General features: G+C 61.1%; 23 protein-coding genes. 9 read left to right on the forward strand and 14 right to left on the reverse strand.

Features of this window, described 5'->3' with window-relative positions; translation table 11 throughout:
- Positions 1–169: 169 nt before the first annotated feature.
- The 7 genes from BLR69_RS03945 to gloB all read right to left on the reverse strand — a co-directional run bounded on the left by BLR69_RS03945 (position 170) and on the right by gloB (position 10,108).
- Complete coding sequence (locus tag BLR69_RS03945; RefSeq protein WP_071496074.1) at positions 170–1,783, reverse strand: ABC transporter ATP-binding protein; 1,614 nt, start codon at positions 1,781–1,783, stop codon at positions 170–172.
- A 1-nt stretch (position 1,784) separates the two neighbouring features.
- Positions 1,785–2,804 carry an ABC transporter permease gene (locus BLR69_RS03950; RefSeq protein WP_012723835.1) on the reverse strand — a complete coding sequence of 340 codons (1,020 nt, stop codon included), beginning with the start codon at positions 2,802–2,804 and terminating at the stop codon, positions 1,785–1,787.
- A 1-nt stretch (position 2,805) separates the two neighbouring features.
- Positions 2,806–3,882, reverse strand: coding sequence for a microcin C ABC transporter permease YejB (locus BLR69_RS03955; protein ID WP_033902277.1), 1,077 nt, complete (start codon positions 3,880–3,882; stop codon positions 2,806–2,808).
- Positions 3,883–5,721 carry an extracellular solute-binding protein gene (locus tag BLR69_RS03960; RefSeq protein WP_071496073.1) on the reverse strand — a complete coding sequence of 613 codons (1,839 nt, stop codon included), beginning with the start codon at positions 5,719–5,721 and terminating at the stop codon, positions 3,883–3,885.
- Positions 5,718–7,547, reverse strand: coding sequence for an extracellular solute-binding protein (locus BLR69_RS03965; protein ID WP_071496072.1), 1,830 nt, complete (start codon positions 7,545–7,547; stop codon positions 5,718–5,720). The genes BLR69_RS03960 and BLR69_RS03965 overlap by 4 nt, the downstream gene beginning before the upstream one ends.
- Before the next feature lie 279 nt (positions 7,548–7,826).
- Positions 7,827–9,242, reverse strand: coding sequence for a lytic transglycosylase domain-containing protein (locus BLR69_RS03970; RefSeq protein ID WP_071496071.1), 1,416 nt, complete (start codon positions 9,240–9,242; stop codon positions 7,827–7,829).
- A 98-nt stretch (positions 9,243–9,340) separates the two neighbouring features.
- On the reverse strand, positions 9,341–10,108 hold the full coding sequence (gene gloB, locus BLR69_RS03975; RefSeq protein WP_071496070.1) for a hydroxyacylglutathione hydrolase: 768 nt from the start codon (positions 10,106–10,108) through the stop codon (positions 9,341–9,343).
- A gap of 65 nt (positions 10,109–10,173) precedes the next feature.
- Here gloB and BLR69_RS03980 point away from each other — a divergent pair, with 65 nt between their 5' ends.
- The 5 genes from BLR69_RS03980 to BLR69_RS04000 all read left to right on the forward strand — a co-directional run bounded on the left by BLR69_RS03980 (position 10,174) and on the right by BLR69_RS04000 (position 15,214).
- Complete coding sequence (locus BLR69_RS03980; protein ID WP_058426296.1) at positions 10,174–10,932, forward strand: class I SAM-dependent methyltransferase; 759 nt, start codon at positions 10,174–10,176, stop codon at positions 10,930–10,932.
- Positions 10,933–10,962: 30 nt separating this feature from the next.
- A complete protein-coding gene (gene rnhA, locus BLR69_RS03985; RefSeq protein ID WP_003173571.1) occupies positions 10,963–11,415 on the forward strand; it encodes a ribonuclease HI in 453 nt (150 codons plus the stop codon).
- Positions 11,416–11,485: 70 nt separating this feature from the next.
- Positions 11,486–12,226, forward strand: a complete 741-nt coding sequence (gene dnaQ, locus BLR69_RS03990) for a DNA polymerase III subunit epsilon (RefSeq protein WP_162946153.1) — start codon at positions 11,486–11,488, stop codon at positions 12,224–12,226.
- A gap of 142 nt (positions 12,227–12,368) precedes the next feature.
- Complete coding sequence (locus tag BLR69_RS03995; protein WP_071496068.1) at positions 12,369–14,624, forward strand: Orn/Lys/Arg family decarboxylase; 2,256 nt, start codon at positions 12,369–12,371, stop codon at positions 14,622–14,624.
- Between the two features lie 8 nt (positions 14,625–14,632).
- Positions 14,633–15,214, forward strand: coding sequence for a GNAT family N-acetyltransferase (locus BLR69_RS04000; RefSeq protein WP_076955310.1), 582 nt, complete (start codon positions 14,633–14,635; stop codon positions 15,212–15,214).
- Here BLR69_RS04000 and BLR69_RS04005 read toward each other — a convergent pair.
- Complete coding sequence (locus tag BLR69_RS04005) at positions 15,211–16,104, reverse strand: LysR substrate-binding domain-containing protein (protein WP_071496066.1); 894 nt, start codon at positions 16,102–16,104, stop codon at positions 15,211–15,213. The two genes, BLR69_RS04000 and BLR69_RS04005, sit on opposite strands and share 4 nt — an antisense overlap.
- Positions 16,105–16,213: 109 nt before the next feature.
- Here BLR69_RS04005 and BLR69_RS04010 point away from each other — a divergent pair, with 109 nt between their 5' ends.
- Positions 16,214–16,558, forward strand: coding sequence for a hypothetical protein (locus BLR69_RS04010; RefSeq protein ID WP_071496065.1), 345 nt, complete (start codon positions 16,214–16,216; stop codon positions 16,556–16,558).
- A 61-nt stretch (positions 16,559–16,619) separates the two neighbouring features.
- Here the strand turns inward: BLR69_RS04010 and BLR69_RS04015 are convergent, their stop codons facing one another.
- Positions 16,620–16,856 (reverse strand): hypothetical protein, encoded by a 237-nt coding sequence (locus BLR69_RS04015; RefSeq protein WP_071496064.1) that lies wholly within the window; start codon positions 16,854–16,856, stop codon positions 16,620–16,622.
- 228 nt (positions 16,857–17,084) lie between these two features.
- Between BLR69_RS04015 and BLR69_RS04020 the strand changes: the two genes are divergently transcribed.
- The gene (locus BLR69_RS04020) at positions 17,085–17,642 is read left to right on the forward strand and encodes an NADPH-dependent FMN reductase (RefSeq protein ID WP_071496063.1); all 558 of its coding nucleotides are present in this window, start codon (positions 17,085–17,087) and stop codon (positions 17,640–17,642) included.
- Between the two features lie 42 nt (positions 17,643–17,684).
- Here BLR69_RS04020 and BLR69_RS04025 read toward each other — a convergent pair whose 3' ends face one another.
- Positions 17,685–18,314 carry an FMN-dependent NADH-azoreductase gene (locus BLR69_RS04025; protein WP_071496062.1) on the reverse strand — a complete coding sequence of 210 codons (630 nt, stop codon included), beginning with the start codon at positions 18,312–18,314 and terminating at the stop codon, positions 17,685–17,687.
- A gap of 95 nt (positions 18,315–18,409) precedes the next feature.
- On the opposite strand from BLR69_RS04025, the gene BLR69_RS04030 reads away from it, so the two are divergent.
- The gene (locus BLR69_RS04030) at positions 18,410–19,261 is read left to right on the forward strand and encodes a LysR family transcriptional regulator (protein ID WP_071496061.1); all 852 of its coding nucleotides are present in this window, start codon (positions 18,410–18,412) and stop codon (positions 19,259–19,261) included.
- A gap of 6 nt (positions 19,262–19,267) precedes the next feature.
- Here the strand turns inward: BLR69_RS04030 and poxB are convergent, their stop codons facing one another.
- Both poxB and BLR69_RS04040 read right to left on the reverse strand, forming a co-directional pair.
- Positions 19,268–20,992 (reverse strand): ubiquinone-dependent pyruvate dehydrogenase, encoded by a 1,725-nt coding sequence (gene poxB / locus BLR69_RS04035; protein ID WP_071496060.1) that lies wholly within the window; start codon positions 20,990–20,992, stop codon positions 19,268–19,270.
- Between the two features lie 77 nt (positions 20,993–21,069).
- On the reverse strand, positions 21,070–22,302 hold the full coding sequence (locus BLR69_RS04040) for an NADH:flavin oxidoreductase/NADH oxidase family protein (protein WP_071496059.1): 1,233 nt from the start codon (positions 22,300–22,302) through the stop codon (positions 21,070–21,072).
- A 71-nt stretch (positions 22,303–22,373) separates the two neighbouring features.
- On the opposite strand from BLR69_RS04040, the gene BLR69_RS04045 reads away from it, so the two are divergent.
- A complete protein-coding gene (locus BLR69_RS04045) occupies positions 22,374–22,787 on the forward strand; it encodes a MerR family transcriptional regulator (protein WP_071496058.1) in 414 nt (137 codons plus the stop codon).
- 44 nt (positions 22,788–22,831) lie between these two features.
- Here the strand turns inward: BLR69_RS04045 and BLR69_RS04050 are convergent, their stop codons facing one another.
- Positions 22,832–23,326, reverse strand: a complete 495-nt coding sequence (locus BLR69_RS04050) for a DUF934 domain-containing protein (RefSeq protein ID WP_048727764.1) — start codon at positions 23,324–23,326, stop codon at positions 22,832–22,834.
- Positions 23,310–24,968, reverse strand: coding sequence for a nitrite/sulfite reductase (locus BLR69_RS04055; protein ID WP_071496057.1), 1,659 nt, complete (start codon positions 24,966–24,968; stop codon positions 23,310–23,312). Before BLR69_RS04055 ends, BLR69_RS04050 begins: the two co-directional genes overlap by 17 nt.
- Positions 24,969–25,180: the final 212 nt, after the last annotated feature.

A 25,180-nucleotide genomic window follows, 5' to 3' on the forward strand; every position in this document is an offset into this window, starting at 1 on the left:
AAATAAGAATTGGTCGCGATTAAAGCAGAGGGAGGGGGCGTGCGCAAATGATATTGGATTGCTATGAAGCAGGAGGTAGGAGCGAGCTTGCTCGCGAGAAGCCTGAGAGCAGCGCTGGGTGTCAGGTTTCCCGCGTCAGCGTTGACGACCTTCGCGAGCAAGCTCGCTCCTACAAAGTGCTGGCCTCGGGAACCAGGAAAGCCGCCTCCAGCAGTTGCCGGGTGTAGGCATGTTGTGGGTCGGCAAAGATCGCCTTGGCATCCCCTTGTTCCACCACCTGCCCATGCTTGACCACCATCAACTGGTGACTCAACGCCTTCACCACCGCCAGGTCATGGCTGATGAACAGGTAGGTCAGGTTGTACTTGGCCTGCAGGCTGCGCAGCAGTTCCACCACCTGGCGTTGCACCGTGCGGTCGAGGGCCGAGGTTGGCTCGTCGAGCAGGATCAGGCGTGGCTTGAGCACCAGCGCGCGGGCGATGGCGATGCGTTGGCGCTGGCCGCCGGAGAACTCGTGGGGGTAGCGATGCCGGGACTGCGGGTCCAGGCCCACTTCCTTGAGCGCCGCGATAATCGCTGCTTCCTGTTCTGCCGGCGTGCCCATCTTGTGGATGCGCAAGCCTTCACCGACGATCTCACTGACGCACATGCGCGGGCTCAGGCTGCCGAACGGGTCCTGGAACACCACCTGCATTTCCCGGCGCAACGGGCGCACCTGTTGCTGGCTGAGCGTGTCCAACTGCTGGCCTTCGAAACGAATGCCGCCCTTGCTGGCGATCAACCGCAGGATCGCCAGGCCCAGGGTGGACTTGCCCGAGCCGCTTTCACCGACGATGCCCAGGGTCTGCCCCTGGGGCAGGCTGAAGTTGATACCGTCCACCGCCTTGACGTAGTCAACCGTATTGCGCAAAAAGCCTTTCTTGATCGGGAACCACACTTTCAGGTCATCGACCTCCAGCAACGGTGGGCCAACCGCGTTGGTCGCCGGGCCGCCGCTGGGTTCGGCCGCCAACAACTCCTGGGTGTACGGGTGCTGGGGCGACTGGAACAGCGTCTCGCACTCCGCCTGCTCGACGATGCAACCCTGTTGCATCACGCACACACGGTGGGCAATCCGGCGCACCAGGTTAAGGTCATGGCTGATCAGCAACAGCGCCATGCCCAGGCGTGCCTGTAATTCCTTGAGCAATTCCAGGATCTTCAATTGCACCGTCACGTCGAGCGCCGTGGTCGGCTCATCGGCGATCAGCAACTCCGGCTCATTGGCCAAGGCCATGGCAATCATCACCCGCTGGCGCTGGCCGCCGGACAGTTCATGGGGCAGGGCCTTGAGGCGCTTGTGCGGCTCGGGAATACCCACCAGGTCCAGCAGCTCCAGGGTGCGCTGGGTGGCGACCTTGCCTTGCAGCCCCTTGTGCAGGCCCAGCACTTCGTTGATCTGCTTCTCGATGGTGTGCAGCGGGTTCAAGGAGGTCATCGGCTCCTGGAAGATCATCGCAATGCGGTTGCCGCGTATGTGGCGGATGGTTTTTTCTTTGAGGGTCAGCAGGTCCTGCCCGGCATACTCGATGGTGCCAGAGGGGTGACGTGCCAGCGGGTAGGGCAGCAGGCGCAGGATCGAGTGAGCGGTCACCGATTTGCCCGAACCGCTTTCGCCCACCAGCGCGATGGTTTCACCGCGCTTGATATCGAAGCTGACATTTTTCACCACGCGGTGGTGGTGTTCGCCCGTGACGAACTCGACGGAGAGGTCGCGGATTTCGATCAGATTGTCCTGATTCATCTCATTTCCTCGGGTCGAAGGCATCGCGAGCGGACTCGCCGATAAACACCAGCAAACTCAACATGATCGCCAGCACGGCAAAGGCACTCATGCCCAGCCACGGCGCTTGCAGATTGGATTTGCCCTGGGCCACCAGTTCACCCAGCGACGGCGAACCGGCGGGCAAACCGAAGCCGAGGAAGTCCAGGGCGGTCAGCGTACCGATAGCGCCGGTGAGGATGAACGGCATGAAGGTCATGGTCGACACCATCGCGTTGGGCAAAATGTGGCGGAACATGATCGCGCCGTTCTGCATGCCCAGGGCCCGCGCCGCCCGTACGTACTCCAGGTTGCGCCCGCGCAGAAACTCGGCGCGCACCACGTCCACCAGGCTCATCCACGAGAACAGCAGCATGATCCCCAGCAGCCACCAGAAGTTGGGCTGCACGAAACTGGCGAGGATGATCAGCAGGTACAGCACCGGCAACCCGGACCAGATCTCCAGGAAGCGCTGCCCGGCCAGGTCCACCCAGCCACCGTAGAAACCCTGCAACGCCCCGGCGATCACGCCGATGATCGAACTGAGCACGGTGAGGGTCAGCGCAAACAGCACCGACACGCGGAAGCCGTAGATGACCCGCGCCAGCACATCGCGGCCCTGGTCATCGGTGCCCAGCAGGTTGACGCTCGAAGGCGGCGCCGGGGCCGGCACCTTGAGGTCGTAGTTGATGCTCTGGTAGCTGAACGGGATCGGCGCCCACAAGGTCCAGGCGTCCTTGGCCTTGAGCAGCTCCTGGATATACGGGCTCTTGTAGTTGGCCTCCAGCGGGAATTCGCCGCCGAATGTGGTCTCTGGGTAGCGCTTGAGCGCTGGGAAGTACCAGCCGCCGTCGTAGTGCACGGCCAGCGGTTTGTCGTTGGCGATCAGCTCGGCGCCCAGGCTCAGCACGAACAGGATCAGGAACAGCCACAGCGACCACCAGCCACGCTTGTTGGCCTTGAAGCGTTCGAACCGGCGGCGATTGAGGGGGGACAGGTTCATCTCAATGCTCCCGGCTGGCAAAGTCGATACGCGGATCGACCAGGGTGTAGGTGAGGTCGCCGATCAGTTTCACGATCAGCCCGAGCAAGGTGAAGATGAACAGCGTGCCGAACACCACCGGGTAGTCGCGGTTGATCGCCGCTTCAAAGCTCATCAGGCCCAGGCCGTCGAGGGAGAAGATCACCTCCACCAGCAACGAACCGGTGAAGAAGATCCCGATGAAGGCCGAGGGGAAACCGGCGATCACCAGCAGCATCGCGTTGCGGAACACATGGCCGTAGAGCACGCGGTGGTTGGTCAGGCCCTTGGCTTTTGCGGTGACCACATACTGTTTGTTGATCTCGTCAAGGAAGCTGTTCTTGGTCAGCAGAGTCATGGTGGCGAAGTTGCCGATCACCAGGGCCGTGATGGGCAGCGCGAGGTGCCAGAAGTAATCGAGGATCTTGCCGCCCCAGCTCAGCTCATCGAAGTTGTTGGAGGTGAGCCCACGCAAGGGGAACCAGTCCAGGTAACTGCCGCCGGCAAACACCACGATCAGCAGGATCGCGAACAGGAACGCCGGGATCGCGTAGCCGACGATGATCGCCGAGCTGGTCCACACGTCGAAATGGCTGCCGTGCCGCGTGGCCTTGGCAATCCCCAGGGGGATCGACACCAGGTACATGATCAGCGTGCTCCATAACCCGAGGGAGATGGACACCGGCATCTTTTCCTTGATCAGGTCGATGACCTTGGCGTCGCGGAAGAAACTGTCGCCAAAATCCAGCTGGGCGTAGTTCTTGACCATGATCCACAGGCGTTCCGGCGCCGACTTGTCGAAGCCGTACATCTTCTCGATTTCCTTGATCAGCGCCGGGTCCAGGCCCTGGGCGCCACGGTAGCTGCTGGAACCGGCCACCGACACCTCGGCACCGCCGCCAGCAATGCGGCTGGTGGCTCCTTCAAAACCCTCCAGTTTGGCGATCATCTGCTCTACCGGGCCACCGGGGGCGGCCTGGATGATGACGAAGTTGATCAGCAGGATCCCGAACAGCGTGGGGATGATCAGCAACAGGCGGCGAAAGATATAGGCCAGCATTTAATCGCCTCCACTCGCCGGATCGGCGCTGGTGTTGGTGTCTGGGATGACGGCCGGTTTGACGTCGGGCTTGGCCCACCAGGTGGCGGTGCCGACGTCGTAGCGCGGTGGGACCTTCGGGTGGCCCAGGTGATCCCAGTACGCCACGCGGAAGGTCTTGATGTGCCAGTTGGGGATTACGTAGTAGCCGAACTGCAACACGCGGTCCAGGGCCTTGGCGTGGGCCACCAGGCTTTTGCGCGAATCGGCGTCGATCAACTCTTCCACCAACTGGTCGATGGCCGGGTCCTTGAGGCCCATGTAGTTGCGGCTGCCGGGTTTGTCGGCGCTGGAAGACTTCCAGAATTCCCGTTGTTCGTTGCCCGGTGAAGTGGACTGCGGGAAGCTGCCCACCAGCATGTCGAAGTCCCGCGAGCGGATACGGTTGATAAACTGCGACACGTCGACCCGGCGGATCACCAGGTTGATGCCCAGGTCGGCCAGGTTGCGCTTGAACGGCAGCAGGATGCGTTCGAACTCGGTCTGGGCCAGCAGGAATTCGATGGTCACCGGTTTGCCGGTGGTGTCGACCATCTTGTCATCGACGATGCGCCAGCCGGCTTCCTGCAGCAGTTGGTAGGCCTCGCGCTGCTGGGCGCGGATCATGCCGCTGCCGTCGGTCCTGGAGGGTTCGAAGGCCTGGGTGAAGACTTCGGGCGGGATCTTGTCGCGCAGGGGCTCGAGAATCGCCAGCTCATCCGGGCCGGGCAGGCCGGTGGCGGCCATTTCCGAGTTTTCGAAATAACTGCGCGTACGGGTATAAGCACCGTTGAACAGCTGTTTGTTGCTCCATTCGAAATCCAGCAACAGGCTGATGGCCTTGCGCACGCGCACATCCTGGAACATCGGTTTGCGCATGTTGAACACAAAGCCCTGCATCCCGGTGGGGTTGCCGTTGGGGATTTCTTCCTTGATCAGCCGGCCCTGGGCAACGGCGGGAATGTTGTAGGCATTGGCCCAGTTCTTCGCGCTGAACTCCAGCCAGTAGTCGAACTGCCCGGCCTTCAAGGCTTCCAGGGACACGGTGCTGTCGCGGTAGTAATCGGTGATGCGGTTGTCGAAGTTGTAGAAACCCTTAGTGATGGGCAGGTCCTTGGCCCAGTAATCCTTGACCCGCTCGTAGCGGATCATGCGCCCGGCCTTGACCTCGGCGACCTTGTACGGACCGCTGCCCAGCGGTACTTCCAGATTGCCCTTGGCAAAGTCGCGGGTGGCCCACCAGTGCTTGGGCAATACCGGCAGTTGCCCGAGGATCAGCGGCAATTCACGGTTGTTGGTGCGCTTGAACTTGAACAGAACCTTGAGTGGGTCTTCGGCGATCACTTCGTCGACGTCGGCGTAATAGGTGCGGTAGATCGGCGAGCCTTCCTTGATCAGTTCCTGGAAAGTAAACACCACGTCCTCGGCGCGGATCGGGTGGCCATCATGGAAGCGCGCTTCCGGGCGCAGGTAGAAGCGGACCCAGCTGTTGTCCGGGGCTTTTTCGATCTTGCCGGCCACCAGGCCGTATTCGGTGATGGGCTCGTCCAGGCTTTGCATGGCCAGGGTGTCGTAGATCAGGCCCAGGTTGTCGGCTGGTACACCCTTGCTGATGTAGGGGTTGAGGCTGTCGAAGCCGCCCATGGCCGACTCGCGGAACGTGCCGCCCTTGGGCGCGTCTGGGTTGACGTAGTCGAAGTGCTTGAAGTCGGCGGGGTATTTCGGCGGTTCGTTGTACAGCGTCAACGCATGTTGCGGGGCGGCTTGGGCCGCAGTGCACAGCAGCAGGCTGCCGAGCAGGACTGTACGCAAAGATATCATTGGGCTTTCTCCGAAGCTTTCAGCCACCACGCGCTCAGGCCCAGGCTGTAGGGCGGCGTGGTGACAAAGGCGAACCGGTTGCGGTACGCCAGGCGATGATAGTTGAGGTACCAGTTGGGAATGCTGTAGTGCTGCCATAGCAACACCCGGTCGAGGGCACGGCCAGCGGCCAGTTGCTCTTCGCGGGTCTTGGCGGCCAGCAGTTGTTCCAGCAGGTGATCGATAATCGGATTATTGATGCCTGCGTAGTTCTTGCTGCCCTTGATCGCCGCCTGGCTGGAGTGGAAGTACTGCCACTGCTCAAGGCCCGGGCTCAAGGTCTGGTTGAGGGTGATCAGGATCATGTCGAAGTCGAACTGATCCAGGCGCTGCTTGTACTGGGCGCGGTCGACGGTGCGCAGGCGCGCGTCGATGCCGATGCTGATCAGGTTCTCGACATAGGGCTGCAGGATGCGCTCCAGGTTCGGGTTGACCAGCAGGATCTCGAAGCGCAGCGGCTGGCCATCCTTGTTCACCAGGCGCTGCCCGGACAGCTTCCAGCCGGCGTCGCCGAGCAGGGCCAGCGCGCGGCGCATGGTTTCGCGGGGGATGCCGCGCCCGTCGGTCTGGGGTAGGCTGAAGGCTTGCGTGAACAGGTTGGCCGGCAGTTGCTCGCGGTACGGCGAAAGCATCAGCCATTCATGGCCGGTGGGCACGCCGGTGGCGGCGAATTCGCTGTTGGGGTAGTAGCTCAAGGTGCGCTTGTACGCACTGCTGAACAGGGTGCGGTTGGTCCACTCGAAGTCGAACATCAGCCCGAGGGCTTCACGCACTCTGGTCTGGCTGAAGGTGGGCCGCCGAGTGTTCATGAACAGGCCCTGGCTCTGGGTCGGGATCTGGTGGGCGATCTGCGCCTTGATCACGTCACCCCGGTTCACCGCCGGGAAGTTGTAGCCGTTGGCCCAGTTCTTGGCCTGGTGCTCGATGTAGATATCGAACTCGCCGGCCTTGAAGGCTTCGAAGGCCACATCGCTGTCGCGGTAGAACTCCACCTCGACCTTGTCGTAGTTATAGAAGCCCTGGTTCACCGGCAGGTCCTTGCCCCAGTAATCCTTGACCCGTTCGAACACCAGTTGCCGCCCGGGCGTGACCTTGCTGATGCGGTAGGGGCCGCTGCCCAGGGGCGGTTCGAAGGTGGTGGCCTTGAAGTCGCGGTTTTTCCAGTAGTGCTGGGGCAATACCGGCAATTCGCCCAGGCGCAGGATCAGCAAGGGGTTGCCGGCACGCTTGAACACAAAGCGGATGCGGTGTCGGTTGAGCACATCCACCCGCGCCACTTCCTGCAGGTTGGTGCGGTATTGCGGGTGGCCTTCGGTCAGCAAGGTGCGATAGGAAAACGCCACGTCATACGCGGTGATCGGCTTGCCATCGTGGAAGCGCGCTTCCGGGCGCAGGTTGAACACTACCCAGCTGCGGTCCTCGCTGTACTCCACCGACTGGGCGATCAACCCATAGCTGGAGGTGGGTTCATCGCCGGAGGGCGCATACAGGCCGGTGCCGACCATCAACGGCTCATTCAGCTCATTGACGCCATATTGCAGGAAGTTCGGCGTGGAAACCGGGCTGGAGCCCTTGAAAGTATAGGGGTTGAGGGTGTCGAAAGTGCCAAAGGCCATGACCCGCAAAGTCCCGCCTTTCGGCGCTGCAGGGTTTACCCAATCGAAGTGGGTGAATTTGGCCGGGTACTTGAGGCTGCCGAACTGCGCATAACCGTGGCTCTCGGTAATCGTCGCGTTCGCTGCAAAGCTCAAGGCCAGAGTTATTAGTAGAAGGAGGGGACGCTTCAAGTCAGAGATCCGATCCAGGCGGCTTGGGCTTTATGATCGGTACAGTAACAGCTTGTTCCGGTTGGAAAAAGCCAGTCGGCTGACGGAGATTCCATGTGGCGCTGGCTTGCGTGGTGAGCGGGCTTGCCCCGCGCTGGGCTGCGCAGCAGCCCCAGTTGGCTATACGCATTGTTCCAGACAAAATGCATTGCATGGTTTTAGGGCTGCTGCGCAGCCCAGCGCGGGGCAAGCCCGCTCACCACAGCAAGCCCGCTCACACAAACAAGCTTTGTTTGTCAGTCAGCGTGGCCCGGAAACCACCAGCATCTGCCCAGGCTTGAGCGCCTGACCAGTACGCGGGTTCCAGCGCTTGAGATGTTGCATCTCAACGTTGAAGCGCTTGGCGACGATGTACAGCGAGTCGCCTTTCTTGACCTTGTATTGCACCGGCTTCTTGCTATCAGCCTTGGCCACCAGCTTGCGCGTGTCCTGCATCACCAGGGTCTGGCCGACCTTGAGCGCCTGGCCGTTGAGTTTGTTCCAGCGCTGCAGGTCATGCACATCGACCTTGTTGGCCTTGGCGATCAGCGTGAGGTTGTCGCCACTGCGCACTTTGTAGCTGCGGGTACGCCCGGCCACACGCGCGTTTTCGACTTCGTCGAACACCTGCTTTTTCGGGCGCATCGCCAGCAATTCTTCAGGCTTCATCGTCGAAAGGGTGCTGGTCAGCAGTTGCGCCTTGGAACTGGGCACCAGTAAATGCTGCGGCCCATCCAGGGTGGTGCGTTGTTTCAGCGCCGGGTTGAGTTGGAACAGTTCGTCTTCGTCGATCTCGGCCAGCGCAGCAACCCGGGACAGGTCCATGCTTTGTTTGACTTCAACTACTTCAAAGTACGGCGTGTTGGCAATCGGGTTCAGGTTGACACCGTAGGCCTCAGGCGCGAGCACCACTTGGGACAGCGCCAGGAACTTGGGCACGTAGTCCTTGGTTTCCTGGGGCAGCGGCAGGTTCCAGTAGTCGGTCGGCAGGCCGAGCTTCTCGTTGCGCTCGATGGCCCGGCTCACTGTGCCTTCGCCGGCGTTATAGGCGGCCAGGGCCAGCAGCCAGTCGCCGTTGAACATGTCATGCAGGCGGGTCAGGTAGTCGAGGGCGGCGGTAGTGGAAGCGGTGATGTCGCGACGGCCATCGTAGGCGCGGGTCTGGCGCAGGTTGAAGTAGCGCCCGGTGGAGGGGATGAATTGCCACAGGCCGACCGCATCACTGCGCGAATAGGCCATCGGGTTGTAGGCACTTTCAATCACTGGCAGCAGCGCCAGCTCCAGGGGCATGTTGCGTTCTTCAAGACGTTCGACGATGTAGTGAATGTAGAGGCTGCCGCGTTCTCCGGCGTTCTCCAGGAAGGACGGGTTGCTGGCGAACCACAGGCGCTGTTGCTCGATACGCGGGTTGACGCCTAACCCGTCCTGCAGCTGAAAGCCCCGGCGCATGCGTTCCCAAACATCCTGGGGCACATCGGGAGTCGGTTTTTCTGAAAGCCAGATGACGGGTTTCTGTTTGATTTTGGCGGTAAGGTTTGGCTTGGGTTGCACGGTGGATTGTGCGGTGAAATTGCTTGATTGGCAGCCCGCCAGCGTGGCGGACACAGCCACCGCCACAGCTTGAGCCAGGCGGGTCAATGCGTCTGAATGGTTGGATTTACGAATAGATGACGACATTGGCTGGAAGTAAGTTCCGGGCAAAAATGTCGGGCGATTCTAGAAACCCGCTGGGTTCCGGTCAACCATTCAGAAATTAGGTATCAGATTGCTTCCCGTTAGAACTTATCTTTCCAGGCCCTCAAGCTAGCAAACACCTCGGCCCCAGAGCGGTTGTCGCGGCCATTCCGTTCGTCTGCTTTTTGTTTAACGGATGTTTCAGAGGTACGCAGAAAGGGGTTGGTCAGCTTTTCCAGGGCCAGGTTGGAAGGCAGCGTGATCTCGCCACGGGCCCGCAGTTGGCGTACGTTTTCCACTCGTTCGGCTATCTCTGTGTTATCCGGTTCCACAGCCTGGGCGAACTTGAGGTTGCTTTGTGTGTATTCGTGGGTGCAGTACACCAGGGTATCGGCAGGCAGGGCGGCCAAACGCTCGAGGGAGGTGTACATCTGTTCCGGCGTGCCTTCGAACAGACGCCCGCAACCGGCGGCGAACAGGGTGTCGCCACACAACAGCACGCCCGGGTGATAAAAGGCGATATGGCCCAGGGTATGGCCGGGCACGCCATAGATGTCGAAGTCCCAGCCGAGTACCGTGATGCGGTCGTTATCGTGCAGCGCCACGTCACGCGCCGGGATCTTCTCGTTGGCCGGGCCGTAGACCTTGGCGTCGGTCTCACGCTTGAGTTGTTCGACACCGCCGACGTGATCGTGGTGATGGTGGGTGATCAGGATGTCGCTGAGGCTCCAGCCAGGGTTCTGCTCGAGCCAGGCCAGCACCGGCGCGGCATCGCCGGGGTCGACTACGGCGCAGCGTTGGGTGCGAGGGTCCTGTAACAACCAGATGTAGTTATCGGTAAAGGCGGGCAGGGCACTGATCTGTATCATTCTTCGATTCGCCAAGCTGAACACATTGGTGCATCTTAGAACGTCTAGGCGAGTTGGAGAATGCAATGACTGATAAAGCGTTCGCCCAGGCCGATCCTGAGTGGCTGGCCCTGATCGGCGCAGCCCGCGAGTGGCTGTCCGGCCCCATCGGGCAATTTCTGCTGGACGAAGAACGGCGCATGCTTGAAGACGAGCTGGGCCGGTTCTTCGGTGGCTATCTGGTGCACTACGGCCCTTCGGCCGAGACGCCGCCGTGTGCGCCCCAGGTGCAACGTAATGTTCGCCTGGGGGCACCGTTGCCTGGCGTGGAGATTGTGTGCGAGGAACAGGCCTGGCCGTTGAGCGAACATGCTGCCGATGTGGTGGTGTTGCAGCACGGGCTGGATTTCTGCCTGTCGCCCCATGGCTTGCTGCGCGAGGCGGCGAGCAGCGTACGGCCCGGCGGCCATTTGCTGATCGTGGGAATCAACCCCTGGAGCAGTTGGGGCCTGCGCCATGTGTTTGCCCATGACGGCCTGCGCCAGGCGCGCTGCATCTCGCCGCAACGAGTGGGCGACTGGCTGAACCTGCTGGGCTTCGCGCTGGAGAAACGCCGCTTCGGGTGCTATCGTCCGCCGCTTGCGTCGACCAAGTGGCAGGGCCGCCTGGCCGGCTGGGAGCGCCGCGCAGGTGCCTGGCAGTTGTCCGGTGGCGGCTTTTATCTGCTGGTGGCGCGCAAGATCGTGGTCGGGCTGCGCCCCGTGCAACAGGTGCGGCGTGAGCCGATGGGCAAGCTGGTGCCGATGCCGATGGCCAAGGTCAACCGCAAGCAAAGCGATGCGTAACCCTCTTTTTGAATTGATACCGAGCAACCGATGACCGATAGCGTAGAACTCTTCACCGATGGCGCCTGCAAGGGCAACCCGGGCCCTGGCGGCTGGGGCGCGTTGCTGGTGTGCAAAGGCGTGGAGAAGGAGTTGTGGGGCGGTGAGGCCAACACCACCAACAACCGCATGGAGCTGATGGGCGCCATTCGTGGCCTGGAAGAACTCAAGCGCCGCTGCAATGTGCTGCTGGTGACCGACTCGCAATACGTGATGAAGGGCATCAACGAGTGGATGGTCAACTGGAAGAAGCGCGGGTGGAAAACCGCCGCCAAGGAACCGGTGAAAAACGCCGACCTGTGGCAACTGCTCGATGAGCAATGCAATCGCCATGACATCACCTGGAAATGGGTACGCGGCCACATCGGCCACCCCGGCAACGAACGTGCCGACCAGTTGGCCAACCGTGGCGTGGACGAAGTGCGGGGCTACAAGCAGAGCTGATGCTGACTCACGTGTTAACATCGCGCCCTTTGATTCACACCACACCGTTGAGAGCTGAACCCTGATGGCCATCCGATCTGTTGTACTCGATACCGAAACCACCGGCATGCCGGTGACCGACGGCCACCGGATCATTGAAATCGGCTGTGTCGAATTGATGGGGCGTCGCCTGACGGGTCGTCACTTCCACGTCTACCTGCAACCGGATCGTGACAGTGACGAGGGCGCGATCGGCGTCCACGGTATCACTGACGAATTCCTCAAGGGCAAGCCGCGTTTTGCCGAAGTCGCCGATGAGTTCTTCGAATTCATCAACGGCGCCCAGCTGATCATCCATAACGCAGCGTTTGACGTTGGCTTCATCAATAACGAGTTTGCCCTGATGGGGCAGACTGATCGCGCGGACATTTCCCAGCACTGCTCGATCCTCGATACCTTGATGATGGCCCGTGAGCGCCACCCGGGTCAGCGCAACAGCCTTGATGCCTTGTGCAAGCGCTACGGCGTGGACAACTCCGGCCGTGAACTCCACGGCGCCTTGCTCGACTCCGAGATTCTCGCCGACGTCTACCTGACCATGACCGGCGGGCAGACCAGCCTGTCCCTGGCGGGCAACGCCTCCGATGGCAGCGGTTCGGCGGAAGGCTCGGGCAACCGTCCTTCGGAAATCCGCCGTTTGCCGGCTGATCGCAAACCCACGACGATCATCCGCGCCAGCGAACAGGATCTCGCGGAACACGCGGCCCGGCTGGAAGCGATCGCCAAGTCGGCGGGTGCCCCGGCATTGTGGACCCAACTGACCCAGCAATAACCCCTGGCTGAACTCGATTAAAAATGTGGGAGGGGGCTTGCCCCCTCCCACAACTGATTTCAATTGCCTGTAAATCTTCATTCGCGTCATGGTCCCCCAGCTTCTACCCTTGAGTGCATAGCCCTCAGGACGACAAGCACCCATGTACAAAGACCTGAAGTTCCCCGTCCTGATCGTGCACCGCGACATCAAGGCCGACACCGTTGCTGGTGACCGGGTCCGAGGCATCGCCCGGGAGTTGGAGCAAGAGGGCTTCAGTATTTTCTCTGCAGTGGACTACGCCGAAGGACGACTGGTGGCGTCGACCCATCATGGCCTGGCGTGCATGTTGATCGCCGCCGAAGGCGCTGGCGAAAACACCCACCTGCTGCAGAACATGGTCGAGCTGATCCGCCTGGCGCGGCTGCGGGCGCCTAACCTGCCGATCTTCGCCCTGGGTGAGCAAGTCACCTTGGAAAACGCGCCCGCCGACGCCATGAGCGAACTCAACCAGTTGCGCGGCATCCTGTATCTGTTCGAAGACACCGTGCCTTTTCTTGCCAGGCAAGTCGCCCGTGCGGCCCGAACTTATTTGGACGGACTGTTGCCGCCGTTCTTCAAGGCGCTGGTGCAGCACACGGCGGATTCGAACTATTCCTGGCACACGCCAGGCCATGGCGGCGGCGTGGCCTATCGCAAGAGCCCAGTGGGGCAGGCGTTTCATCAGTTCTTCGGGGAAAATACCCTGCGCTCGGACTTGTCGGTCTCGGTGCCCGAGCTGGGTTCGCTGCTGGATCACACCGGGCCGCTGGCCGAAGCTGAAGCCCGTGCCGCGCGCAACTTTGGCGCCGACCACACCTTCTTCGTGATCAATGGCACCTCCACCGCCAACAAGATCGTCTGGCATTCCATGGTTGGGCGCGATGACCTGGTGCTGGTGGACCGTAATTGTCACAAGTCGGTGCTGCATTCGATCATCATGACCGGCGCCATCCCGCTGTACTTGTGCCCGGAGCGCAACGAACTGGGGATCATCGGCCCGATTCCCCTGAGCGAGTTCAGTCCCGAGTCGATCCGCGCCAAGATCGACGCCAGCCCCTTGACCCGTGGCCGTCCGCCGAATGTGAAGATGGCGGTGGTCACCAATTCCACCTATGACGGCCTGTGCTACAACGCCGAGTTGATCAAGCAGCAATTGGGCAACAGTGTCGAGGTGCTGCATTTTGACGAAGCGTGGTATGCCTACGCGGCGTTTCATGAGTTCTTCGCCGGGCGCTACGGCATGGGCACCTCGCGCACGCCGGACAGCCCACTGGTGTTCACCACTCACTCGACCCATAAACTGCTGGCAGCCTTCAGCCAGGCTTCGATGATCCATGTGCAGGACGGTGGCGCACGCCAGCTCGACCGTGACCGTTTCAACGAAGCCTTCATGATGCATATCTCCACGTCGCCTCAATACAGCATCATTGCCTCCCTGGACGTGGCATCGGCGATGATGGAAGGCCCGGCCGGGCGTTCACTGTTGCAGGAAATGTTCGACGAAGCCCTGAGCTTTCGTCGCGCCCTGGCCAACCTGCGCCAGCATATCGCCGCCGAGGACTGGTGGTTTTCCATCTGGCAGCCACCTTCGGTTGCGGGGATCGACAAGGTCGTCACCGCTGATTGGTTATTGCATCCCCAGGATGACTGGCATGGCTTCGGTGATGTAGCCGAAGACTACGTGCTGCTGGACCCGATCAAGGTGACGCTGGTGATGCCCGGTCTCAATGCCGGTGGTGCCTTGAGCGATTGCGGGATCCCGGCGGCGGTGGTGAGCAAATTCCTCTGGGAGCGTGGCCTGGTGGTGGAGAAGACCGGGCTGTATTCCTTCCTTGTGCTGTTCTCCATGGGCATTACCAAAGGTAAATGGAGTACCTTGCTCACCGAGCTGCTGGAATTCAAGCGTAGTTACGACGCCAATATCAGCCTGGCCAGTTGTTTGCCATCGGTGTTTGCTCAAGGGCCGACGCGCTATCAAGGCCTGGGCCTGCGCGACCTGTGTGACCAATTGCATGGCTGTTATCGCAGCAACGCCACGGCCAAGCATCTGAAGCGCATGTACACCGTATTGCCGGAAATCGCGATGAAGCCTGCCGATGCCTACGACCAATTGGTGAGGGGCGAAGTGGAGGCGGTTTCCATCGACGCCTTGCCAGGACGCATCGCAGCCGTGATGCTGGTGCCTTATCCGCCCGGCATTCCATTGATCATGCCGGGCGAGCGCTTTACCGAGTCGACGCGCTCGATCATCGACTACCTGGCGTTTGCCCGGACGTTCGATAGCAGTTTCCCCGGTTTTGTCGCCGATGTTCATGGGTTGCAACACGAAGATGACGGCAGTGGTCGTTGTTACACCGTCGATTGCATCAAGGGTTGAGGATGGTTATGCAAGCTGTAATGAACCCGAAGTATCCGGGGCTCAGTGTACGGGTCGCCGACGAGGGCTTTGATGCCTACGTGTGGGGTAATGACTTCAGCTTTGAAGTCAGCGCCTACGGTGAGCCGCAAATGGGCAGGCGGGTCGACCAGTGGCCCGTGGAGCGTATCTTGCCGTACCGCAAGTGCTACGGCATTGACCCTGAGGAGTTCGCCAGTTTCCGTGACGCGCCCGACAGTGCGATCTTCATGGCTTACCTGGACGACCGTGCGGTGGGGCACATCGTGGTCAGCACCAATTGGAACGGCTTTGCCCATGTCGACGAGTTGGCGGTGGCCCTGCCTGCGCGACGCCATGGGGTGGCCAAGGCACTGCTGGATGTGGCGCAGTTCTGGAGCCGCAAGAAAAGCCTGCCCGGCATGATGCTCGAAACCCAGAACAACAACCTCGGTGCCTGCCGTTTGTATGAGCGTTGCGGTTATGTGATGGGCGGCATCGACCACCTGCGCTATCGCGGTATCGACCCGCAGACCCGCGAAGTGGCGATATTCTGGTATCGGTTGTTCAAGAGCGAAGCCGACAACGCTTAACCCGCCAGCAAACCCTCGGCCTTCTGCGTCACGATCTCCAGCAGCGCATTCAGTGCCGGGGAGGTCGGGCCATCCTTGAGCGTCAGCGCATACAGGCTGACCATGATCGGCGGCGACACCGGGCACGCATCCAGCCCGGCCTCGCGTGCGCCGAACGCGGTGAACGGGTCGACCACTGCCAGACCTTCGCCTGCTTCCACCATGCTGCGCATCATTTGGTAGGTCTGCACCCGCGTCTGCACCACCGGCAGCGGGCGCAAGGCTTGCAGCTTGGCGTCCAGCAGGCGGCTGAGCGGGTCCTGGCCCTCCAGGCCGATCATCGACTGCCCGGCGAGGTCCTGCAGCGCAATGTACTTCTGCTTTGGTTTCAGCCAGCCATGGGGCGCCAGCAGTTGCAGCTTGCCCTGGGCGAGTACGGTGCACTGGACCTGCGGGTGTTCCGGGTCATGCAGGCTCAAGCCCACATCGGCTTCGTGCAGCAGCAGGCTCCTGACGATCTCGCGGGTGGGTTGGCTCGACAGGTTGCAGGGCGTGTCCTGGAAGCGGCGGCGCAACACCGCAATGCTCTGCGGCAACAGCTGATTGGCCAGGGGCGGTGTGCAGAGCGCGCGCAGGGTAGGGGCGTGATGGTTTTTCAGGCGGCTGGCCAGGCGTTGCACCGGCTCCAGGGCCTCATACACATGGGCAATTTCCGCCTGCAGTTCCAGGGTTTCCCGGGTGGCCTGCAAGCGCCCGCGTACGCTGGCGAACAGCATGAAGCCCAATTGCTGCTCGGCGTCCTTGAGCGCCGCGTCCACCTCGCCCACGGAAAGTTGCAACCATTCGGCGGCCGCGCCGAGGTGTCCGGTCTGCAAGATGGCCTGAATCACTTCGATATGACGTAAACGCATCGCCGGAGTCTATGTGCAGCGGGCCGGGTATTCAATAGAATGGCTGCGCTGATCATCAACGACCAAAGCCGGCTGCCGGCATTAACAACAAAAACAGGTCTGGTCTCACATGCCTCTACCCTCGATATTTCTCGGGGTAACGGCCAAGCAACTGTTGGTCCTGGTGACCGTAGGGTGCGTGGCTGCTTACTTCTTCAACAGTCAAAACGAAACCGCGCCGGAAAACCTGGCACTTGAAGCGTTTATCCGTTCCCAGGAACAGGTCGTCGAACAGGTGGGGGCGGTGCTGGGTATTGAACTGGTCAGGCAGGTAGTGGCGCACCCAGGCTACAACACGGCGGGCTACCAGCGTTCCATGTTCGCGGTGGAGGGGGAGCGGGGGCGATTGGTGGTGACCGTAAAGAAGATCGAAGGCGAGCAGGGCATTGAAGTGACGGAGATACGCCGCCCGTGATCACCCCAGCCCAGTCAACGCCGTCAATGGCCAGGACTGAGCAGGTGGATAAGGCGGGATCTTATGACGCGAGGGGGGGTTGCGATTCGCGCACGAGAATGGTGCCCGATTGGATCAGCTTGAATTCGTCGCCTTCCAGTTTCTCTACACGGTCGCCAATGGCCAGCTTGTAGGTAATGGTAGGTGCCGAGCCAGCCAGGTCGCCTTGCGCCGGGTTGGATTCCTGGAACTCATGCACCGAATACACGCGTCCTTCCGCGTCTCTGGCATGAAACTGTCCGACTAGTACTGCTGCCATCTGTTTAGAACCTCTGGAGATAAACACTCGATTTGCGGTTCTGTAGACCGTCATGGAGCGGGGTAGTTTACTTACGAAATAAAAATACTATTCGCTGATGTTTTCAGATGCGTCCTACGTAACGTTAGGCAATGCAAACGGCTGCAGGATTATCGAAAACCTTCTGGTGAACCCGTCGCGAAGACTCTATAACTACAAGCTCCTTTAGTCAGACGTCGGGAAACCCCAATGAGCAAGGTCTACACCGTCGCCGTCGTGGTCGGCAGCTTGAGAAAAGACTCGATCAACCGCAAGGTTGCGCTCGCATTGGCCGAACTGGCCCCTGCCAACCTGAAGTTGAACATTGTGGAAATTGGCGATTTGCCGCTCTACAACGAAGACATCGACGCTGCATCACCGCCGGCAGCCTACAGTACTTTCCGCAAACAGGTGAGCTCATCCGACGCGGTGTTGTTCGTGACCCCGGAATACAATCGCTCCGTCCCGGCCCCGTTGAAGAATGCCATCGACGTCGGTTCCCGGCCATACGGGCAGAGCGCCTGGAGTGGCAAGCCGGGCGCGATCATCAGCGTGTCGCCGGGTGCGATTGGCGGGTTCGGCGCCAATCATCATCTGCGCCAGTCCCTGGTGTTCCTCGATGTGCCCTGCATGCAGCAGCCGGAGGCCTACCTGGGCGGCGCAGGCAGTGCGTTCGATGAAGCGGGCAAGGTGTCCGAGAAGACCAAGCCGTTCCTGCAGGCCTTCATTGACGCCTATGGCAAGTGGGTGGCCAAACAGCACGGTTGATTACAAGGAAGCCTGGCCGCAATAGCCGGGCTTTTTTGCGGGTCAGGCCAGCTGATCTGCCAACAACAGAGCGAGCGCCGTGCTGTTCAGGCGCGATGCCTGATCGACCTTCGGCCCCAGGATGGTCTTTTCCACGTACAACGAATGCACGTCCTTCACCCCGATAAAGCCCAGCCAGGCGTCCATATAGGGCTTCTGGAAATCCATCGCCTGGGCGTCCGGCGCCGAAAAATCCATACCCCGCGCGTACACATTCACCGCTGTCTTGTTGCGCAATAACCCGCGCAGGCCATGCTCCGGGCTGAACTCGAACAACACATCTTTCTGCGACACCACATCGATAAAGTGCTTGAGCTTGTAAGGCACCGCGAAATTCCACAGCGGCACCGAGAACACCAGCACGTCAGCCTGATGCAGCTGGGCGGCAAGTGTTTTAAGTGCGGACCAGGCGATGGCTTGTTCCTCAGTCAACGGCGTACCGCTGAGCCCGGCGTACTTGGCGTCCATCACCGGGCCGTCGAATTCGGGCAGCTCCAGTGCCCACAGGTCCAGCGTATTCACTTGAGTGTCCGGCGCGTTTTGTTGATAGCGGGCAATAAACTGCCGAGCGATTTCCAATGATGCGGAGCGTTGTTTGCGCGGTGAGCATTCGATGTGCAAGAGCGTAGTCATGGCAGGCCTCGGATAAAGATGACCCGAGCATTGCAACATAACGCTCTTTGAAATATAAATCGTGTTTTATTGGCCGATTAAGCTCATATCAGAATATGTTCGATAGCGTATTGCTTAAAACCTTCGTCTGCGTCGTGGACGAGGGCGGCTTCAGTCGCGCCGCCGAGCGTTTACACCTCACGCAATCAGCGGTCAGCGGGCACTTGCGGCGCCTGGAGGAACAAGTGGGCAAGCCATTGCTCACGCGCACCACGCGTTCTCAACAGCTGACACCAGACGGCGAACGCTTGATGGCGTATGCGCGGGGTATCCTGGCGCTGAATCGCAATGCCTGGGCCGAGCTGACGCGCTCGGCGTTCCAGGGAAACCTGCGCGTAGGCGTGTCGGAAGAGTTTGCGGATGCACGCCTGTTGCGTGAGTTGCAGGAGGTCGCTGCGCAATACCCCGGTCTGCAAATCACCGTGCAAGTTGGCATTCCCGGTTCGCTACTGGTGTTGATGAAGCAGGGCGAGTTGGATGTGGTGGTGGGGTCGTTGTGTGAATCCAGCGAGCCCGGCCTGGCGTTGTGGCAGGAACCGCTGGTGTGGGCCTGGTCCGCGCAGCCGATGACGACATTGCCTGCGCCCTTGCCCCTGGCGTTGTTTCCCGAACCATGCCCTTACCGCGAGGCGGCGCTGTCACGCCTGGCCCAGGCCGGCATCGCCCAGCGCACCGCCATGCTCTGTACGAGCTACGCCGCGCTGCATGCCGCTGCATTGGCCGGGTTTGCCATCGCCCCCATCGCCCGTAGCCAACTGGTGCCGGGCTTGACGGTGCTCGGCGCCGAACACGGGTTACCCACGCTGCCCGATGCCGAATTCCGCCTGTTCAGTACGCCGGACGCCGACCCTCGCCTGGTCGAGGTGATCACCCAGGTGGTGGTCCGCTACGGCGCTTCCTTGCGCTAGCGCGGCTCAGCGCAGCCAGTTGGTGCGGGCCAGTTCGATGACTTCATCACCGCGGCCGCTCATCACCGCCTTGAGCATGTACAGGCTGAAGCCCTTGGCCTGTTCCAGCTTGATGGTCGGCGGCATCACCAGTTCCTGAGTGGCGGTGACCACATCCACCAGCACCGGGCCGTCATGGGCCAGGGCGCGGCGCAGAGCCGGTTCCAGGTCCTCGGATTGCTCCACGCGGATGCCGAGGATGCCCATGGCGTTGGACATGGCGGCGAAGTCCGGGTTTTTCAGCTCGGTGCCGGCGTCCAGGTAGCCCGCTGCCTTCATTTCCATGGCGACAAAGCCCAGGGACGAGTTATCGAACACGATGACTTTGACTGGCAGGTTCAGTTGCGCCAGCGAGATGAAGTCGCCCATCAGCATGGCGAAACCACCGTCACCCGACATCGAGATCACCTGGCGACCTGGGAACGCAGCCTGCGCGCCGATGGCCTGGGGCATGGCATTGGCCATCGAGCCATGGTTGAACGAACCGATCAGGCGGCGCTTGCCGTTCATCTTCAAATAGCGCGCTGCCCACACGGTGGGTGAACCGACGTCCGCGGTGAAGATCGCATCGTCATCCGCCAACTCACTGAGCAGGCGCGCCACGTACTGTGGGTGAATCGGCCGATTGGCTTTCGACGGTTGAGCCAAGTCATCCAGCCCTTGGCGGGCTTTTTCATAATGCTTAAGGGACGTGTCGAGAAAGCTGCGATCAGTCTTGCGGTTCAAGCGTGGCAGCAGCGCAACGATGGTTTCGCTGACGTCGGCGGCGATGCCCAGGTCCAGCGTGGCACGGCGACCGAGCGCCTGCGGGTTGCGGTCGACCTGGATGATCTTGGCGTCGGTGGGGTAGAACTGACGGTAAGGGAAATCAGTGCCGAGCATGATCAGCGTGTCGCAGTCGAGCATGGCGTGGTAGCCGGAGCTGAAACCGATCAGGCCGGTCATGCCCACATCGAACGGGTTATCCCACTCCACATGCTCCTTGCCACGCAGGGCGTGCACCACGGGAGCGCCCAGTGCGTCGGCGAGGGCGACCACTTGATCATGGGCACCGGCGCACCCGCTGCCGCACAGCAGGGTAACCTTGCGGCTGCTTTCCAGGATATCGGTGAGGCGTTGCAGGTCCTGTTCCGCCGGCAGCGTACGCGGTGCATGCAGGGCGGGCCACGGCTTGAGTTTGTCCTCGACCTCCAGCAGCGATACATCGCCCGGTATTACCACCACCGCCACGCCGCGATTGAGGATCGCTGAGCGCATGGCGCGATGCAGCACCTGGGGCATCTGCTCGGGGTTGGTGACCAGTTCGATAAAGTGGCTGCACTCCTTGAACAGTTCTTGCGGATGGGTTTCCTGGAAGTAGTTCAGGCCAATCTCTGAGGATGGAATTTGTGCGGCAATCGCCAGCACTGGCACATGGTTGCGATGGCAATCGAACAGCCCGTTGATCAAATGCAGGTTGCCCGGCCCGCAACTGCCGGCGCACACCGTCAGCTCGCCAGTAGCCGCCGCTTCGGCACCGGCAGCAAAGGCCGCCACTTCCTCGTGACGCACGTGCATCCATTCGATGCTGTCCATGGTGCGCAGCGCGTCGGTGAGACCGTTGAGGCTGTCGCCGGTCAGGCCCCAGATGCGCTTGATGCCCGCCTGTTCAAGGGTGGTCGCCAGTTGCTGGGCCAGGTTGATTTTCGCCATGAAGAACTCCAATCGTCAGTGAGGTTAAAAACTGCTGATCAATAGGGGACAGTTCGATCACGGCGAATGCTCCGCCTTTAATGTGAAGATTGCGTCATGGCCGCACGGTATTGTCGGGTGCGCCGGGCCAGAAACCATTGGTCACGCACCAGCGCCATGCAGGGCGCGACGTTGGCCTTGGGCAAATGGCCGCGGCTGAGGCGGCGCATCTGGTAGCGCACCACGGCGAGAATGGCCAGGGATGCCAGGGGCTTGCGTTTCCAGTCGATGGGTTTGAGTTGCGGGTTGGGGTCGCGGCCTTCGCGCCAGTGCTGGATCAGTTGCGGCTCCAGCGTCAGGGCGGTGGCGATGCCGGCCATGGCGATGCCGCTGTCAAGCACTTGTTGCACGATGGGCAGGCGACGGATGCCGCCGGTGACCATTACTGGCATCTGGGCAATGGCCGCGACTTCGCTGGCGAATTCAAGAAAATACGCCTCACGGGCCAGGGTCCGGCCGTCCCGCGCTTCGCCTTGCATGGCCGGTGCTTCATAGCTGCCGCCGGACAATTCCAGCAGGTCGATGGACAGCGGGTTGAGCATCTCGACCACGGCGCGTGCATCCGCTTCTTCGAACCCACCACGCTGGAAATCAGCGGAGTTGAGTTTGACCGACACACAAAACGACGGGCTGACACAGGCACGCACCGCACGGATCACGTCCAGTAGCAGGCGTGCACGGTTCTCCAGTGAACCGCCCCAGCGATCCGTACGTTGGTTGCTCAATGGCGACAGGAACTGGCTAAGCAAGTAGCCATGCGCACCGTGGATCTGCACGCCGGTGAAGCCGGCTTTTTCGGCCAGGCGTGCGCTGGTGGCGAAGCGCTGGATCACGTCCTGGATGTCGGCCTCGGTCATGGCCTTGGGGGTGGCAAACATCTTTGAGAAACCGCCCAGGTCGAGCGCCACGGCGGACGGTGCAACGGCCTGCTGGCGCAGATTGGCGGGTGTCTGGCGTCCTGGGTGGCTGAGTTGCAACCAGAAGTGCACGTTCTTGCGCCGCGCCACGTCTGCCCATTCGCGAAAGCGCTGCAGTTGTTGCTCGTCTTCAAGGGCGACGCCGCCGGGGCCGGTCATGGCACGGCGGTCGACCATCACGTTGCCGCTGATCAACAGGCCCGGCTCGCCGTCGGCCCAGGCCGCGTAGAGCTGTTTCAACTCAGGGGAGGGCGCTTGGCGGGCATCCGCCATGTTCTCTTCCATCGCCGCCTTGGCGATACGGTTGGAAAGGACTTGGCTATTGGGCAGTTGCAGGGCTTCAAAGGGTGACATGGGTTGACTCCTGAGCAGGGGAGGCCCCAGGCTAAGCTTAAAGGTAACTTTAAGGTCAAGCAGGCATTTCGATGAATATTGGCGAACTGGCAAAACAGAGTGGGCTGGCGGCGTCGCGTATCCGGTTCTATGAGTCGCAAGGCCTGATCAGTCAGGTCGGGCGCCAGGCCAACGGTTATCGACGCTATGCACCGGAAGCACTGCAGACCCTGCAACTGATCCAGAGCGCGCAGCAGGCCGGGTTCACCTTGCAGGAGCTCAAGGCGTTGATGCCCGCGCCAGGGGAGCACAAGCGTGAGGAGCTGATCGAAGCACTGGAACGCAAGGTGATGCAGATCGAAGAAATGCAGGCGCAACTGGCCCACAGCAAGGCGCAACTACGGGGTGTGCTCGAGGCAGTGCGTGCGCAGCCGGAAGGGGTGCCGTGTTCGATGGGGCAGAAGCAGGTGCTGGCGTCGATCAAGACCGATCTACAGAGCAAGTAGATGCCAATGTGGGAGGGGGCTTGCCCCCCTCCCACATTTGAGGCTCAGCGCCGGCGGAACAACGGCAGCGGCTCATCCGTTGCCGCCTGGTACGTCACCGAGAAGTCCTTGAGGCTTTCCAGTGCTTCGTACGGGTCTTTGTCGGCGCGCAGGGCGAAGGCATCGAACCCGCAGCGGCGCAGGTAGAACAGCTGGTCGCGCAGCACGTCGCCAATCGCACGCAACTCACCCTTGTAACCGTAGCGGTCACGCAGCAGGCGCGCGTTGGAGTAGTTGCGACCGTCGGTGAAGGCCGGGAAGTTCAGGGCGATGACCTGGAAGTGCTCCACGTCATCACCGATTTCCTCGGCTTCTTCATCGGCGTCCAGCCACACGCCCAGGCCGCCGTCGCGGGCCTTGAGGGCATGGCCGTGTTCGCGCCACAGGGCCAACGGCACGATCAGGTCGTCGCAGTTGGAGATGCCGTCGAAGCTCGCGTCCTTGGGCAGCAGGTGCCAGGTTTCGTCGAGGACTTCGTTGTTCTTAATGATTCGCTGCATAGACGCGCTCCTTGAACAGGTCGATGCCGATGCGCTGGTAGGTGTCGATGAAACGCTCATCTTCGGTGCGCTGTTCGATGTAGACGTCGATCAGCTTGCCGATCACCTCGGGCATGGCTTCCTGGGCGAAGGATGGGCCAAGGATCTTGCCCAGGCTCGCATCGCGGCTGGCGCTGCCACCCAGGGACACTTGGTAGAATTCTTCGCCTTTCTTGTCCACGCCCAGGATGCCGATGTGGCCGACGTGGTGGTGACCACAGGCGTTCATGCAGCCGGAGATGTTCAGGTCCAGCTCGCCGATGTCGAACAGGTAGTCCAGGTCGTCGAAACGGCGCTGGATCGATTCGGCGATCGGGATCGACTTGGCGTTGGCCAGGGAGCAGAAATCGCCGCCCGGGCAGCAGATGATGTCGGTCAGCAGGCCGATGTTCGGCGTGGCGAAACCGCCTTCGCGCAACTCGCCCCACAGGGTGAACAGTTGGCTCTGCTCAACGTCCGCGAGAATGATGTTCTGCTCGTGGGAGGTGCGCAGTTGGCCGAAGCTGTAGCGCTCGGCCAGGTCGGCGACGGCGTCCAGCTGCTTGTCGGTGATATCGCCCGGCGCGACGCCGGTAGGTTTCAACGACAGGGTCACCGCCACATAGCCCGGCTTCTTGTGCGCCAGGGTATTGCGCACACGCCAGCGGGCAAAGCCTGGGTGTTCTTTGTCCAGCGCTGCGAGTTCGGCGTCCTGATTGCTCAGGGTCTTGTACTCGGGGTCGACGAAGTGTTTGGCGACGCGGTGCACTTCGGCTTCGGTCAGGGTGGTCTGGCCGCCGCGCAGGTGTTCCATCTCGGCATCGACTTTCTGGGCGAAGACCTCAGGGGTCAGGGCCTTGACCAGGATCTTGATCCGGGCCTTGTACTTGTTGTCGCGCCGGCCGTAGCGGTTGTAGACCCGCAGGATCGCGTCGAGGTAGCTCAACAGGTCCTGCCACGGCAGGAACTCATTGATAAAGGCGCCGACCACCGGTGTACGGCCCAGGCCGCCCCCCACCAGGACACGGAAGCCAAGCTCGCCGGCCGCGTTGTGCACCGGCTCCAGGCCGATATCGTGCACTTCGATGGCAGCGCGGTCCGAGGTCGAGCCATTGATGGCGATCTTGAACTTGCGCGGCAGGTAGGCGAATTCGGGGTGGAAGGTGGTCCACTGACGGACGATTTCACACCACGGGCGTGGGTCGATCAGCTCGTCGGCGGCCACCCCGGCGAATTGGTCGGTGGTCACGTTGCGCAGGCAGTTCCCGCTGGTCTGAATGGCGTGCATCTGCACGGTGGCCAGTTCAGCCAGGATGTCCGGCACGTCTTCCAGCGCCGGCCAGTTGAACTGCACGTTCTGGCGGGTACTGATGTGGGCGTAGCCTTTGTCGAAGTCACGGGCAATCTTGGCCATCATGCGCGTCTGGCGCGATGTCAGCTGGCCGTAGGGCACGGCCACCCGCAGCATCGGCGCAAAGCGCTGAACATAAAGGCCATTTTGCAGGCGCAGAGGGCGGAACTCTTCTTCGCTCAGTTCACCTGCCAGATAGCGTCGGGTCTGATCACGGAACTGCTTGACGCGGTCCTCGATGATGCGCTGATCGTATTCGTCGTATACGTACATATAGGTCCTGTTCTCGGCAAATCTGCGCGCACGGCCGCGCACTCCCAACGGAGCCGGCGCACGATACCAGTTTGCGTTTATGCGCAAAAGTGATGTTTGAGTATATGCAAATAACCAAATTGACTAATGAGAACCGTTATCGCCATACCCACATTTGTCATGCGGGCAATCGTCAACTTTACTGTGAGCGTGTTTAAGCGTTATCTCCTATA

This window comes from Pseudomonas azotoformans (assembly GCF_900103345.1).
In the GTDB taxonomy this organism is placed as follows: Bacteria; Pseudomonadota; Gammaproteobacteria; order Pseudomonadales; family Pseudomonadaceae; genus Aquipseudomonas; species Aquipseudomonas azotoformans.